Raw genomic sequence first — 15,142 nt, forward strand, 5'->3', positions numbered from 1 at the left:
CACTGACAGCAGACAGGCACCCTCTTCGGGTGCCTTTTTATTTTCTATTCCAGCCAGGCCATGCTTGCTTATCGTCTGATCAGGGATACCCTGTACCGTCACGCCCTCGCCTCAGTATCTACCTTGGGGTTATTGGCGTCCTCCCGGGCTCTACAGGCCGGCATCCCATTACTGTTTGCATCACTGGTCTCTCAATTTGATAGCCACGACACAACTGACATTGTGTTCTGGTTACTGGCCGGCTATGTGCTTGCCTCGCTGTCAGTGGTGGTGACAGATGAAGTGAGACAAATTTTGTTTTTACCGCTGATACAGCGGGTTCAACGGCAGTTCATGGCCCAGGCCCTTGCAGCACTGCACGCCAAGACCAACGGTTTCCACTCCCGCCATGCCTCCCCCAAGCTCACCCAGATGTTGACGCGGGCAGCATGGAGCCTGGAATCACTTAGCAGTGTCGGCTTGTTCAATCTTCTGCCTAATGCGCTTTACTGCCTCATCGCAGCCATCATTCTGGGTTGGTCTCAGGGGCTGGCCTTTTTCGCCATTCTTGTTGTCACATTGGCGGTCTATGTGCGTTTTACCATGCACATCGCCGACACCCAAAAAAATCTCTATGCCCAACGAATCCAGGCCGACAATCAAGTGCACGCAATGATTGGCGACAGTCTGGCAAATCATGAAATCGTACAGCAATTCGAAAACACCGAAAGCGAAAGTCTGCGCCTTCTCTCTCGCCAGCACTCGCTACACCAACACTGGAGAGCACAACAACAGCACCTGTCACGAAGCAAAATCATTCAGTCGCTGATTGTGCATTCCGGGCTTGGGTTGATGCTGTTCCTGACAGTCAGAGACATGCAGAACGGGCACGCCAGCGTAGCGGATCTGGTCATGGTGAATATGTACATGCTTCAGGTGTTTGCCCCGCTTCAAGCGGTAGGGTTGCTGTATACCGCATTCATTCAGGCGAAGACCGACATTCAGAACCTCGAAGTACTGGAGTTGGAGCCCCCTGATCCGGAGGCCGAGGCACCCGCCCCCTCGCGGTCAATTTCCATTGAGCATGTCAGCGTGTACAGCGAGGAAGGAGAAAGCCTGCTCAAGGATGTCACGCTGGATGTCACCACAGGCAGCACGGTTGCCATTGTTGGCCAGAGCGGGGCGGGAAAATCCGTTTTAATGAAAGTCCTTGCCGGGGTCATTCACCCTGCCGAAGGGCGGCTTTGCTATGACGGTAACCCGGTCCACGCCAATGGGCGAATGCGGCAGACATTGTACCTCTCACAACGCACAGGTATCTTCAATGACACTCTGGAATACAACATCCGCTTCGCGTCTCCCCTCTGTAGCGATGCTGAGCTTGCTGATGCACTTTCCGCGTGTCGGGTCGACAGCGTCATTGCCCAGCATGACGCCGGCCTGCAAACCCTCTGCGGAGAGGCTGGCGAGCGGCTGTCAGGTGGCGAGCGCCAGCGTGTAGCCCTTGCACGGGCGTGGCTAACCACCAAGCCTGTGCTGATTCTGGATGAAGCCACCTCACAATTGGACCGCATCAACGAAAGCACCATTCTGAAACGCTTTCTGGCACGCCCCCAAGGGGAAACCCGCTTCATCATCACTCATCGCCTGGACAGCATCCGTAATGCCGACTGGATTGTTCTGATGGAAAAGGGGAGCGTGGCGGCACAAGGGACCCATTCCCATCTATTGAATCACTCCCCGCTTTATCGACAACTGCTTGACGCGGCCTCAACCCCCTCGCAGCCCAATGACAGCGAAGATGAACACTGACGCTTTTCAGCGCACCCTCACGGCACGAACGCTGACATTGGCTCAGCACCTTTCCGGCGAATGGTTACAGGCGGATATGAGCGAGAGCGGCGGCAAGACCGCTACGCGACGCCTGCAACGATGGCAGGAAGTACTAGACCGTTTCTCTCCGGGAAGCCTGTCAAAACGACTGCAATGGGATCACTACACTCTGAATGCGGGCAGTCTGCTGGATCGCCTGCGCCCTGGCACACTGCGAGAGAACGTCCCGTGCGCGGCCTGGACGGAAACCGCCTGGGAGATGGCTAATACCATCATGCTGGCGAGCGTTGATATTGAAGGCGCTGCCTTCCTGGATGCCAGCGACCCGATCCCGTTTGAAGCCCTGTTGGCTCCTGTGGTTTCAAGATACCGCGCAACCCTCATAAAAGAGTGCCCCGAATGGTCAAGCCAGTTTTCTCCCCAGGCAAGAGCCGCACTTTGCAGAGAATTGCTCCAACGCCTTTCTGCCAACCTGGCACGTTGCCTTGAACATGAATTCTCCCTGTTCCGGCTGGCATCAACGGCGACGGGCGCCCCGGGGGATGGACTCTACAACCAATTCATCAACAACCTGCGTGACGGCGACATCGCCCCTTTCCTTCTCAAATATGCTTACGCTACCCGGCTGGCCAGCCTCGCTCTTTGTCAGTGGCGAGATAACCAGCTCCAACTGTCATACCATCTTGCAGAGGACAGACACGCGCTGAAACAGCGGTTTGGCATCGCGCCCGACAAACCGGTTACCGCCGTGCGGTGTGGCCTGTCAGATCGTCATCACAACGGACAGAGCGTGATGCGTGTCGAGTTCTCCGCGCATCAGGCGCTGTATTACAAGCCGCGCGAAATGCAACTGGAAAGCTGCATTGCGCAGTTGTGTGAAAAACTGGATACCTCACTAGCTGATATTGTCCCCCCAATGCTGAGCGGTGAGGGACATGGCTGGGCTGCAGAGATCCATGCGCAGACCGGTAACCCCGAACAGTATTATCGGCAAGCTGGCAAAGTAATTTTTGCGGCATGGATGTTCGCTGGCACGGACCTTCACGATGAAAATGTGATGGCGGCTGAACAAGGCCCCGTTATCATCGATGCCGAGATGCTGGCGTCCCCCGTACCACTCACCACCGCCACCTCCGGCAGCGGCACAGGTTCGGCGATGACTGGCGCACGGGCCGAAGACGCCACGGTTTTACGTTCAGGCCTGTTGCCACGGTGGCTCTCGTACGGCGATGGCACCGCGATACAGATCAGTGGTATTTCAGCCGGAAAAAAATATCTCACCGACCTGAAGACACACTGCTGGACTCACATTAATACAGATCAAATGGCACTGAAAACCGAGTGGGTTCGGGTTGAAAGCGCCAACAGTAGCGCAGCTCTTCCGCCGCCCTGTGAATATGAGGAAAGCATTATCGCTGGTTTTTCCAGCCTCGTTGGAGCTGCCAGACGCCTGGCTGACTCAACCGCATGGAACCAGCAACTGGGCGAATTACTGGCAGACTGTCAGGTCCGTTTTCTGGTCAGGGATACCACGCTCTACGCCACGCTGGAACAGGCTGTTCGCCACCCCCGTTATTCCCTGACACTGATCGACGCCGAAATTGAGCAGGAGTGTCTGGCCGCGACCTTTCTGAGCCATGACACTTGCCCACACGTATGGCCGTTCCTTGAAGTAGAAAAGCGAGCCCTGCAAAACGGAGACATTCCCCACTTCACTCTGCCAGTAAATGCGACAGCCTGGAACGGTGGCGCCAGCGGCCCTGTCACTCTCTTTTCCCAATCCGGCCTGGATGCCATCAAAGAACGCTTCATGCGGCTATCCGACGCTGAAGTCGCTTTCCAGACCAGTCTGATTAAGGCATGCCTGTTCACTACCCGAAGCGACCCTGAGCCAACAGATCTACCCCTCGCCAGGCAGCGCACGGACAGCACACCGTCAGCCTTGGAAGCGGCGGTTCATATTGGCGATACCCTGCTGAAGATGGCGGTTGCGCAGCCGCAGACGCAAGGGTTCCAGCCAACCTGGATCGCCCCGCAATCCCTTGGAGTCGATCGCCCCAGTACGGTTCGGGCGCTCGGCGCCAGCCTTTACGATGGGCAGGCCGGGATGGGATTGTTCTTTGCCGCTCTGGCACAACGAACCCAAGCGTCACGGTTTTACCAGCTCAGCGAAAATATCTTTACCGGCCTACTCGACAGTGCTGCTACGTGGAGCGAAGAACTTGATAATCGCCACGGAGGCCTGGTTGGTCGTACCGCTCTTTTATTTGCCTTGCAACACGCCCTGCAACTGATTGAGATGCCCACGCTCAAAACGGGCCTGGCAACCTTGCGTAACGGCATTTCCTCAGCGCAATTTCGTCCGTCAGGCAGCAGCGCGGACTGGATCAGTGGGTTGGCTGGCGCCAGTGTCGCCATGCGCACCAACCTGCCAGCACCACAGCCAATGCCATTGGCAGAGTTACTCCGTCAGTGTGTGATGACCGGGCCTCCTGCCAGGCTGGTCGGCTGGCCCGATCACGGCCGCTACGATGACAACAACCCCGCCGCATTTCAGACAGGCGCAGGACATGGCATAGCCGGCCCCTTGACTGCACTCTGTCAGTTGCTGGATGCCTTCCCGGGCGTAGCACAGGCTGATCATGCGCTTCGCACGATAACGAAGTGTGTGGAATTCCTGGATCACCAGTGGATCCCTGAAAAGCGCAATTGGAAGGTATCTGCAGAGCATAACGCACCTGCCGACAGTGATGGCTGGGCCCACGGTGCAGCCGGAATCCTCATTGCCCTCGACCGGGTAAAGAAACTGACCGGAACTTTCAGCCCGACGGCCGAGTTGGCCCTGCAACGTTTGCGTGACCGGCCACTCATGCAATGGGATCATCTCTCCATGGGAAACTGCGGACTGATCGACATGTGGCTGCTTCTGGGCGAGCCACAAACGGCAGGCCATCTGGCATCACGAATGTTACAGCGCCATCAGTCCCAGCTCAGCTGGGCAATTCCCGGAGGGGAGAGCATGCAGCCGGGGATGATGACGGGGATGGCTGGCATCGGCTATACCCTCCTCAGACTGGAACAGCCGGATCGGCTACCTTCACTACTGGTGCTGGATAAGGAATGACCATGCTGCAGTACAACCCTGACAAGCTACTGGTCTCTATCCATATCCCGAAATGCGCAGGAACCAGCTTTACGACCTGCCTGAGAAGTGTTTTCAAGGATCGACTCTTTCTGCATTATCCCGACGATCCCGAGGGCCCTCCGGAGAAAGCGGCAGCCCAACAAAACGCCTGTGTCCATGGGCATTTTTATCATCATCAGTGGGCCATTGGGGCTCTCGATTACTATCCTGATGCCACCCAGTTCATTACCATGCTGCGCGACCCCATGGAAATGGTTTTGTCCGGCTATTATTTCCGTCGCAGGCTGGGCGATCTTGGCCAAATTGACGTAGAAAAATATCTGGAAGACACCCTTAAAAACCCAAAAATATTCAATTATCTCGGGCTTCCTTTCGACCTGTGGAGCGCCAGCGAGCAACACATTCAGGGCTGGCTCGAGCAACGCTTTCTGTGGATTGGACTCACCGAGCGGTTTGCTGACTCCCTGGAGCTTCTGGCGGTAAAGCTGGGGAAGCCAACCCCTTCGATCCCGTTTGAAAACACCAGCCCAAGAGAAGAAAACATTATCGACCTTGCTCATTACCGGGAACAATTCCGAGTACGCTTTCATCGGGAATTTGCCCTGTATGATTATGCAAGCCGCCGACTGGACTGGGAGCTTGATAAGTCATGATGAATCTTCAGCAGGCAACCCAAACATTACGAGAGAAGGGCGTCGTGGTTTTCCCCGGCCTCTATGCTGACCGTTCCATGGCGCTGGCAGAGGAGCACCATCGCTGTTTTTCCGAATCTCTGGCAGGCCTCAAACTCGCCCCCCCCATGGATGGCGAAAAAATTCTTCCCGCCCGAGCGATTGATTTGCTCAATCATCAACTGACAACACTGCATCAATGCCTTTTCCCTGACTGGTTTCGCCAGCTTGGAGAACTGTATTTTCAATGCCGTGACAGCCGGAATGATTTCGCCTCAATTTGCGAAGATACGTATAAACATGATCGCCGGGGGGCCGGCAATCATCACCCCCACTGGGATCCAACACTTTCTCTTCGCTTGATGATTTATGTTTCCGATGTAACAACAAACAATGGTGCCATTCAGGTGAAGTCAGGCACTCACTATCGCAATCACAGGACCCGGCTTGAACAATGGAAGAATCAGGTTAGCTATCAGGACCCGTGTCTATGCAGTGGCGCCAATCTTCCCTACGAAAACATTGAAGGATGCGCCGGAACCGCCATCGTTTTTGACGTTTCCGTCACACACCGCAAGGGAATCGTCGGCAGAGAGGCTCAACGCAGCGTCGCGTTTTCCCATATCCATTCGCCGCTGGCCCAACTCCAGCTGGCGGGAACACCCTTTGGCTCTATCCCGCAATCCTTACTGTGGCCCCATGGAAAACCCGATGATCAGTAACGAACAAAAACTGAACCGTCTGAAAGCACTGGCCAGTTACGCCGACTGGCTTCATCCGGAAGAGCTTTCTCTCTCGGCCTTTGATGGTGATCACGAGCGAGCCTGTTTCCTGGAAAAACAAAGCAGAGTCAGCAACGACTATCAGCCCTTCAACCTGCTGATGGGGCGCAATGCGTACTATCAGTGCCGGACCCAGATGCCAACCAACCTCATTATTGGGCGGCACAGCTCCATCAGCGCCCTGGCCACTCTCGGCGCAGTCAGCCACAACGTTGACATGCTGACAACCGGGATGCTGGATCTGGAGCAGGAAATGGGCGGAGAGATGGGCCCGGAGGATATTTACCGGGCTGGCGTTTACCCCACTGTGATCGGGTGTGATGTCTGGGTCGGCCACAATGCGGTCATACTGCAAGGCATTTGCGTTGGTCATGGCGCCTGCATTGCAGCCGGCGCCGTCGTCACCGAGAACGTTCCCCCCTATGCCATTGTAGGCGGCATCCCTGCCAGAGTGTTGAAATACCGCTTCGACGAAGCGACACGTGAGGCTCTGATCGCCAGCCGCTGGTGGGAACTTCCGCAGCATATTGTCCGCACCTTGCCACGCAAAGATGTGGCCAAGGCGCTGACCATTGCCAACGCGTACTGGCAATCATGACTACGCTCGATCCGCTGATTCGCCGTGAGCATGCTCGCTTGCTGGAAAGTGTTCGGCGGGCAAATGTTATTCGCGAACCTTTTCCTCACACCATCATCGATGGGGCACTGTCCTCGGAATTCATTTTGCAGGCGTATCAATGCCTGCCCGGGAAAGCACAATTCAGTGATGCCGGACATGGACTACTGGCGTTCCAGATCTGGGACAAAAGTGAAGAACTGGCGCAATGGCAGAGTCGGCGTAAAGTCTTCTGGCAACACTGCAACGATGCGCTTTTTGATGATGTTGTCGCGACCGCGATCCATACGTTGTTCGCCCCAGCAAGACAGTCATTATACCAGCGCCTCTTTGGGCATCGTGCAGACAGCATGCAAGACCTGATTCAGCTGCAACCCTGGGCAACCAGTGGCGCCCTGAATATTCGTGCTGCGGGCAGCACCTTGCCAACACATATGGATTGGCCCAATCGACTCTACAGCCTGATCCTCTATCTTGATCCGGAACAAAACGCCTTGCCGGATTGGGGCACCAGGCTGTTTCGTGGACCACAAATCATTGGCCGCGAAGGGGTAGAGATCATGGCCAAGCGCGCGCCGGATCATGTGAAATCCTGCGCTCCGGAGGCGGCCACGCTGATTCCATTTCAGCCAGGGCGGATTGCCATTTTCATGAATACCCCCTGGTCTTACCATGGCGCACGGGTTCAGGCGCAAGGAAATGCCTCTCGCTGGTGCCTGGTCAAAGGCATCAACATGACGCTCGAATCCACAGAACAACTCTTTGGCTTACCCCCCGAACTTACCTAGCCCCCCTTTTTTCCCGCACGCCACACCTGAGCCTCAGGTAATGCCGGAAAACAGAAGAAAACCCCATCACCCGGGAAAGCAATCCTGTTAGCGCAAGCCGTCGTATAGTGAAAACATCAAGAAAGGATAGGCCGCCGGGAATCATCACATTGCGGCTTGAGGTCTCCGTCATGTGCTCCATACCTTGGCACTGACGATGTTGGCCAGCACCAGGCTGGCCAACATCAACGACAGAGAGGATCGGATCTAGGCCGGTATCACCAGAAACGGCGAGACCAGTGACAAGGACATCAGCGGAAGTAGCCTTCTAACCCCAGGCTGATGCTGTCGTACTCGAGCTCATCGCCACGCTCATCCTCGAAGCGGTACAAGGTATAGCCCGCAACGACACCGGCCTTGCCCTGATTGAACAGAAACTTGCCGCGCACACCATAAAAAAAGTCACTCCCTTCACTGGAGGCTCTGGAAGTGCCCGATGCGGTTCGAGTAGTGGACTCTCCATCCCACCGTTGCAGTCCCAATGTGCCACCGAGGTACACGGTATCCGCTACAGGGAACATCAGATCCGCAGCCAGATACAGGCCATCGGCATCCACTTCATACTCTCCGATTTTTGCTCCACCGAAGCTGACCTCACCTGCCTGCTCACCAAATTTCCGGTAGCCCAGGCGTACAGATGAGGCTCCGCCGAAGGCAAACCCGACATACAGGTCCGCCCCTGTGTTGGCGCCATCATCATCAACATTGAAGCCCGAACCCAGCTCGTCTTCGAGCTCGTCCGCGAAGTTACCGGTATCGATCCCTACTCCTGCCCCAACCATCAAACCCCGGCTCGGGCTTTCTTCGGCCCAGACACCACTCGCTGCCAATGAGCAAAGCATAACCACTAACGTCTTCTTCATTTTTCCCCCAGAAAGGATGACAAACAAACCACTCACCTTAGCGCAAAATAGCAACGCAGGCAGTCTCCCCATATAGCTTTAGGATATTACTTACACGGTTTTAAGCGATATCGCACAAAGGACCCCTGCTGCTCCCATACCCCCCAGCACCACAAGCGCCCAATCATTTCCCAGCGTCGCCACCGCCGCACTGAACACACCAACCACCAGCAGCAAAACCCCGATCACGGTATTACTGACGGCCGTGTAATCTGTTCGCTTGGTTCCCCCTGCCATATCCACCATATAGGTCTTGCGTCCGATACGAACACCTGCATGTGCGATAGCGAGAACAAAAAATGCGCCCGGATAGAACCAGTGCACCCCATCTGGCTGCCAGCCGGATAGTGACAGCCCACCCGCGCCAAGGCATACCAGCGCCGCCAAAGCGCCACCACGGATCATCACCGCACGACTGGAGCTGTCGGCCATGTAGCCCCACACTGTTGCACTTACTGCGCTGGCCAAGCTCGATGCCAGCACGAAGCTACCCAGCATCAGTGCCAGCTCTGACTGATCTTGAGCCAGCAGCACAAGGAAAGGGGATGCCAACGAAGAGGCCATCAACAAGGCGCGGGCAAGCACGAAACGTCGAAATGGACGATCTGTTTTCAGCAACGACAGGCTAGCCCAAGCCTCTTTAAGGGCATTACTGCCACCCTCACTGGCTCCGGGGTATTCATCCACCCGCCAGAACACCAGGGCAGCAACCAACCAGGCCACGCCGGCCCCCGCCAACAACGCACTGTAGAACAGCATGGATGGGTCGCTATCGCCGCGAAACAGCAGCAGTGTCAGCGCAAACGTCAGCGCACCGGACAAGGTGGCGGATAACCCGGTGAGGCGCCCCCGCCGTGATTTGGGGATGCACTTGCCCTGCACATCCTTCATGGCCACCGAGCAGAAGCCACGGCTAATACTGAACAGCACCAACAGGCCGATTACCCCAAGTCCCGCCTGCAAACCGTCCAGCCACCACACCACCGCTGCCATGCCAAGCACAGCCACCCCCTGCAGAGCAGCCCCCAGCACCCAAAAGCCCTTTCGCACCGGGTAGCGGCGTACCAGGGCACCAATCATCAATTGCGGGATCAGTGACCCAGACTCACGAATCGGCACCAACAACCCCGCCAGAGAAGCAGGCGCCCCGACGGCACCGATCAACCACGCCAGCACCGTTTTCGGATTGATCAGCAGATCACCGATCTTGGTCAGGGTATTGGCACTGATGATACGAAAGAAGTTACCCGGTACCTCCCGGCAGGCCGCATCCGAAATGTCGGTACAGGTGCGGGCATCCTCATCATTGGCAACTTTCTGATAAAGGGTATCGAGCAATTTGTCGGATGCCATAGAAGATGGTCCCTTCCCGTTTCCACAAAGGGCCATGTTACCACGGCCGGTTACCGGTCCTGCATTGCGCCCCCACCGGTCGAGCTTTAGACTTTGCGACAACCTATGTAAGCGAGTCATCATGCCGCAAGAGATCCCCGCAGATTCCGTGGGTCTGGTGGAGCCAAAAACACACCATTTCGACACCCCGCTCGAACTGGAGTGTGGTCGAACCCTGCCGTCCTACGAACTGGTATATGAAACCTACGGCACCCTGAACCGCAACGCGTCCAACGCGGTGCTGATCTGCCATGCCTTGTCCGGTCACCATCATGCGGCGGGCTACCACAGCATGAAGGACAAGCGTCCGGGCTGGTGGGATACCTGTATTGGTCCCGGCAAGGTGATCGATACCAACCGTTTCTTTGTGGTATGTCTGAATAATCTCGGCGGCTGCCACGGCTCCTCCGGCCCATCGGCAATCAACCCGGAAACCGGTCAGCCCTGGGGGCCGGATTTTCCCATGATGACCGTGAAGGACTGGGTGAACAGCCAGGTGCGGCTAGCCGATGTGCTGGGCATTCAGCGCTGGGCGGCGGTGATTGGTGGCAGCATGGGCGGCATGCAGGCCCTGCAATGGTCCATCGACTACCCGGACCGTCTCAGCCACGCGGTGGTGATTGCCGCGGCCCCGAAACTGTCGGCCCAGAACATTGCCTTTAACGAAGTGGCCCGCCAGTCGATTCTTACCGACCCGAATTTCCATGGCGGGCGCTACTACCTGCACGACACCTACCCACGTCAGGGCTTGATTCTGGCGCGCATGGTGGGCCATATCACCTATCTCAGTGATGATGCCATGCGCATGAAATTTGGCCGCGACCTGCGCTCCGGCCGCTTCCACTACGGTTTTGATGTGGAGTTTCAGGTGGAATCCTACCTGCGCCACCAGGGTGAGGTGTTCTCGCGCAACTTTGACGCCAATACCTACCTGCTGATGACCAAAGCGCTGGATTACTTCGACCCGGCACGGGACTTCGAGCATTCCCTGGAAACCGCGCTCAGCAAGCCGAGCTGCAAATTCCTGGTGATGTCGTTCACTTCCGACTGGCGCTTTGCACCGGAGCGTAGCCGCGAAATTGTCGATGGCCTGGTACACGCGGGGCGCGACGTCAGCTACGCCGAGATCGACACCCCCAAGGGCCATGACGCCTTCCTGCTGGATATCCCGGAATACACCAAGCTGTTCGGGGCGTATATGCACAGAGTCGCCAACGAGATAGAACACGGCAGCACCGCGGAGTCAGACCATGCGTGATGATCTGCAACTGATCAGCCAGTGGATCCCCAAGGGCGCCACGCTGCTGGACCTCGGCTGTGGTGACGGCACCCTGCTGGCCTGGCTGGGTGAACACAAGCAGGCCCAGGGTTACGGCCTGGAGATCAATCAGGACAATCTGGCCGCCTGTTTCGAGAAAGGGGTGAATGTACTGGAGCAGGATCTGGACGGTGGGCTCGGCAACTTCCAGAACCATCGCTTTGATTATGTGGTGATGACACAAGCCCTGCAGGCGGTATTACGGCCCGACCAGATCCTCAACGAAATGGTCCGGGTCGGCCGCGAGGCGATTATCACGTTCCCCAACTTCGGCCACTGGAAGATTCGTGCCTATCTGGGGCTCAAGGGCCGCATGCCTGTCTCCTCCGCACTGCCCTACGAGTGGTACAACACGCCCAATATTCACTTGTGCACCGTGCAGGACTTCGAGACCCATTGTCGCAAACACGGCATTCAGATTCTCGAGCGACAGGTGATCAACCGCGAGCACCGCCGCAGCATACTGAGCAAGTGGTGGCCCAATCTGTTCGGCGAAATTGCGATTTATCGAGTCAAGGCATAAAGACAGCTACGTGCTACGCAGTTAGACGCACGCAGCTAACAACGCAGGAGTTCTCCATGGAAAAACTCGTTCTTGCCTCTGGCAACAAGAAAAAGCTCGCAGAACTGCAAGGGCTGCTTTCGCCACTGAATATCGAGGTGGTACCGCAGAGCGAATTCGATGTGCCGGAAGCGGACGAAACCGGCACCACCTTTGTGGAAAACGCCATCATCAAGGCCCGCAACGCCTGCAAGCATACCGGCCTGCCCGCCATTGCCGATGATTCCGGGATCGAAATCGATGCCCTGCGCGGTGCCCCCGGCGTGTTCTCTGCCCGTTTTGCCGGGGTCGGCGCCACCGACGCCAAGAACAACAAACTGATGGTCGAGCTGTTATCCGATCTTCCCGACGTCAACCGGGGCGCCCGCTACGTGGCCGTGCTGGCATTGATGGAACATGAAGACGATGCCACCCCGATCCTGTGTCAGGGCACCTGGGACGGCGAAATCGTTCTGGAGCCCCAGGGGGAACAGGGCTTCGGCTATGACCCTCATTTCTTCGTTCCGGAAAAGGGTTGCACTGCAGCACAACTGGATCCGCAAGAGAAGAACGCCCTCAGCCATCGCGGCAAGGCCATGGCCGCCTTGCTCACCCAGCTGAAACGCGAGCCATAGGACGACACGGCCCGCAGCTCTCATTTTCGTTTCACGGCGAACGGGTTACCCTGACTTTCACTCCACGCCACAAGGAGCTGTGCCGTGTCTTTACGTGTCATCGTCACCCTGCTGAGCCTTCCGGCGCCACTGTTTGCCGCTGGCCTGCAGGGCAGCCTGCAAACCCAGTGGCAGAGCCAATATATTTCCGAAGGTCGCGACAATCTGGATGGCAGCAGCCTCTATAGCGTCGGCGGCGATCTGGTGATGGCGGATATCGCTGCCGGAGTCTGGCAAGCCTGGGAGGCCGGCGGCGACTACCGCGAAAACACCCTCTACGCCGAATACGCCCCCTATTTCGGAGAGTGGAACCCCTACCTGAATGTCAGCTACCTGCAGTTCCACCCTCAGGATCCCGACGATGTCGAGGTCGGCATCGGCGTATCGCGCAGGCTGACTACGCTGATCCGGCTGGCTCTGGACAGCACCTGGAGCAAGCAGGCCAGCGGTCGTTTTTACGCCCTCTCTGCCATCGCCGAAACACCACTATGGGAAACCGTGATCGTGGACCTGCGGCTTACCCAGACCTATGACGATGGCTATGCCAGTGAGGCCAACGACGGACTCAACAATCTTGAGGCCGGATTGCAGCTCACCTGGAACGCCATCGAAGGACTGAGTTTCTACGCCGGCTGGCAGCACAGCTGGGCCGGCGAAGACGTTCGCCGCGATGGCGGCCAGGATGAAAGCTGGGGGCAAATCGGGGTAATGGGCTACTTCTGAGTCCGGTGACGTGCCAACCAACGATCCAGTGCATTGGCGAACCGCCCCTTGTCCTGGGCGGAATAGCTTTTCGGACCACCGGTTTCCATCCCGGCTGAGCGCATCTCTTCCATGAAGTCCCGCATGTTCAGGCGCTCGCGCACGGTATCCTTGTCGAGCCAGTGCCCCCGGGGCGTCACGGCCTCTGCGCCCTTCGCCACTACCTCCGCAGCGAGGGGGATATCCTGGGTGACCACCAGATCCCCCGGTTCACATCGGCGGACAATTTCGTTATCTGCCACATCAAACCCCTGCCCCACCTGAATGGAGCGGATCAGCGCCGACCTCGGCACCGCAATGGCCTGGTTGGCCACCAGGGTGCACGGCACCTGCACCCGCTGCGCTGCTTTGAACAAGACCTCTTTCACCGGCCTCGGACAGGCATCGGCATCAACCCAGATATGCATAAAAAGCAGTTAATAGTTAACAGTGAATAGTGAACAGCGAAGGCAAAACACACACTTCGCCCGGACGGTTTGCTACCATACCCCAAGCCGGTGAATTTAGCTGTTCACTGTTAACTATTCACTGTTAACTGACCTCCATGCCTCTCACCCCTCCCCCCCTCTCCCTTTACATCCACACGCCCTGGTGCGTGCGCAAGTGTCCGTATTGTGATTTCAATTCCCATGAGCGCGGAGAATTGCCTGAAGAGGCCTATTTGCAGGCCTTGCTGGTGGACCTGGAGCAGGATCTGCAACTGGCAGGGGAGCGGCCGGTAGAGACGGTGTTTATTGGTGGGGGAACCCCCAGTTTGATGTCGCCCGCGTTTTACCGGGAGCTGTTTGCCGGTATCCGTGCCCGCCTGCCTCTGTCCGAGCATGCCGAGATCACCCTGGAGGCCAACCCCGGCACCACAGAGGCCGCCCGTTTTGAGGGCTTCCGGGAAGCGGGCATCAATCGGCTGTCCATCGGGGTGCAGAGTTTCAACAACGGTCACCTCCAGGCACTGGGGCGTATCCACGATGCCAGTGCCGCGGTGCGTGCCGCCACACAAGCCCGGGCGGCCGGCTTCGACAATCTGAATCTGGATATCATGCACGCCTTGCCCGGCCAGAGTCAGGCGCAGGCGCTGTCCGACCTGGAACAGGCCATTGCTCTGCAGCCTACTCATCTAAGCTGGTATGAGCTCACCATCGAACCCAACACGGTCTTTTACCGCTCGCCGCCACAGCAACCGGACGGCGACAGCATGGCCGACACCGAGGAGGCCGGTTTCGCCCTGTTGGCCAGGCACAATTATCACCGTTACGAGGTGTCCGCCTTTGCACGACCGGGCCTTGAATGCCGCCACAACCGCAATTACTGGGAATTTGGTGACTACCTGGGGATCGGTGCCGGGGCTCACAGCAAGCTCACCAAGGCAGCGGATAATGCCATTCTGCGCTTCCAGAAAACCCGTAAACCGGAAGATTACCTCGCCGACCCGGCCCAAAGTCGTCGCCAGTTACAGCCTGTGACCGGTGCTGATCGTTCATTTGAGGCACTACTTAACGGATTACGCCTCACCGGTGGCATATCGTTACAGGTGATAGCGGACAGGACGGGGGTGAATACGGCAGAATGGGAAGGCTTATTGGGGGATTTGCAATACCGGGGGCTCATTGCCATGGAGCAAGGTCATATCAAATGCACCCGTACCGGTTTGCAACATCTGAATGGAGTGCTGGAAACCCTCGCCAATACGCTGTGAATGGCGC

The 15,142-nt window shown here is 57.2% G+C and carries 14 protein-coding genes; 11 read left to right on the forward strand and 3 right to left on the reverse strand.

Annotated elements, in window-relative coordinates; genetic code table 11:
* Window positions 1–60: 60 nt before the first annotated feature.
* The 6 genes from D4A39_RS07455 to D4A39_RS07480 are packed head-to-tail and all read left to right on the forward strand — an operon-like array spanning window position 61 to window position 7,814.
* Complete coding sequence (locus D4A39_RS07455; RefSeq protein ID WP_119917796.1) at window positions 61–1,791, forward strand: ABC transporter ATP-binding protein; 1,731 nt, start codon at window positions 61–63, stop codon at window positions 1,789–1,791.
* Complete coding sequence (lanM, locus tag D4A39_RS07460) at window positions 1,781–4,936, forward strand: type 2 lanthipeptide synthetase LanM (protein WP_158586921.1); 3,156 nt, start codon at window positions 1,781–1,783, stop codon at window positions 4,934–4,936. Before D4A39_RS07455 ends, lanM begins: the two co-directional genes overlap by 11 nt.
* The gene (locus D4A39_RS07465; RefSeq protein WP_119917798.1) at window positions 4,933–5,610 is read left to right on the forward strand and encodes a sulfotransferase family 2 domain-containing protein; all 678 of its coding nucleotides are present in this window, start codon (window positions 4,933–4,935) and stop codon (window positions 5,608–5,610) included. The genes lanM and D4A39_RS07465 overlap by 4 nt, the downstream gene beginning before the upstream one ends.
* The gene (locus D4A39_RS07470) at window positions 5,607–6,350 is read left to right on the forward strand and encodes a phytanoyl-CoA dioxygenase family protein (protein ID WP_022985715.1); all 744 of its coding nucleotides are present in this window, start codon (window positions 5,607–5,609) and stop codon (window positions 6,348–6,350) included. Before D4A39_RS07465 ends, D4A39_RS07470 begins: the two co-directional genes overlap by 4 nt.
* A complete protein-coding gene (locus tag D4A39_RS18835; protein WP_438502572.1) occupies window positions 6,340–7,008 on the forward strand; it encodes a CatB-related O-acetyltransferase in 669 nt (222 codons plus the stop codon). Before D4A39_RS07470 ends, D4A39_RS18835 begins: the two co-directional genes overlap by 11 nt.
* The gene (locus D4A39_RS07480) at window positions 7,005–7,814 is read left to right on the forward strand and encodes a hypothetical protein (protein ID WP_119917799.1); all 810 of its coding nucleotides are present in this window, start codon (window positions 7,005–7,007) and stop codon (window positions 7,812–7,814) included. Before D4A39_RS18835 ends, D4A39_RS07480 begins: the two co-directional genes overlap by 4 nt.
* A 290-nt stretch (window positions 7,815–8,104) precedes the next feature.
* On the opposite strand, the gene D4A39_RS07485 is transcribed toward D4A39_RS07480, so the two are convergent.
* The gene (locus D4A39_RS07485; protein WP_031226603.1) at window positions 8,105–8,716 is read right to left on the reverse strand and encodes an outer membrane beta-barrel protein; all 612 of its coding nucleotides are present in this window, start codon (window positions 8,714–8,716) and stop codon (window positions 8,105–8,107) included.
* Between the two features lie 90 nt (window positions 8,717–8,806).
* Entirely contained in the window at window positions 8,807–10,108 is a 1,302-nt protein-coding gene (locus D4A39_RS07490) for an MFS transporter (protein ID WP_022985719.1), read from the reverse strand.
* 121 nt (window positions 10,109–10,229) lie between these two features.
* Between D4A39_RS07490 and metX the strand changes: the two genes are divergently transcribed.
* From metX to D4A39_RS07510, 4 genes are all read left to right on the forward strand, one after another.
* Window positions 10,230–11,405: a homoserine O-succinyltransferase MetX gene (gene metX / locus D4A39_RS07495; protein ID WP_102790490.1), complete on the forward strand. Its 1,176-nt coding sequence runs from the start codon at window positions 10,230–10,232 to the stop codon at window positions 11,403–11,405.
* Window positions 11,398–11,988, forward strand: a complete 591-nt coding sequence (gene metW / locus D4A39_RS07500; protein WP_022985721.1) for a methionine biosynthesis protein MetW — start codon at window positions 11,398–11,400, stop codon at window positions 11,986–11,988. Before metX ends, metW begins: the two co-directional genes overlap by 8 nt.
* 56 nt (window positions 11,989–12,044) lie before the next feature.
* Window positions 12,045–12,641: an RdgB/HAM1 family non-canonical purine NTP pyrophosphatase gene (rdgB, locus tag D4A39_RS07505; RefSeq protein ID WP_022985722.1), complete on the forward strand. Its 597-nt coding sequence runs from the start codon at window positions 12,045–12,047 to the stop codon at window positions 12,639–12,641.
* A gap of 84 nt (window positions 12,642–12,725) precedes the next feature.
* On the forward strand, window positions 12,726–13,403 hold the full coding sequence (locus D4A39_RS07510; protein ID WP_102790489.1) for a hypothetical protein: 678 nt from the start codon (window positions 12,726–12,728) through the stop codon (window positions 13,401–13,403).
* Here the strand turns inward: D4A39_RS07510 and D4A39_RS07515 are convergent.
* On the reverse strand, window positions 13,394–13,849 hold the full coding sequence (locus D4A39_RS07515; RefSeq protein WP_022985724.1) for a YaiI/YqxD family protein: 456 nt from the start codon (window positions 13,847–13,849) through the stop codon (window positions 13,394–13,396). The two genes, D4A39_RS07510 and D4A39_RS07515, sit on opposite strands and share 10 nt — an antisense overlap.
* A gap of 137 nt (window positions 13,850–13,986) precedes the next feature.
* Between D4A39_RS07515 and hemW the strand changes: the two genes are divergently transcribed.
* Entirely contained in the window at window positions 13,987–15,135 is a 1,149-nt protein-coding gene (gene hemW, locus D4A39_RS07520) for a radical SAM family heme chaperone HemW (RefSeq protein ID WP_031226605.1), read from the forward strand.
* The last annotated feature ends 7 nt before the right edge of the window (window positions 15,136–15,142 follow it).

The sequence above is a fragment of the Alcanivorax profundi genome (assembly GCF_003597125.1).
Lineage (GTDB): Bacteria > Pseudomonadota > Gammaproteobacteria > Pseudomonadales > Alcanivoracaceae > Alcanivorax > Alcanivorax profundi.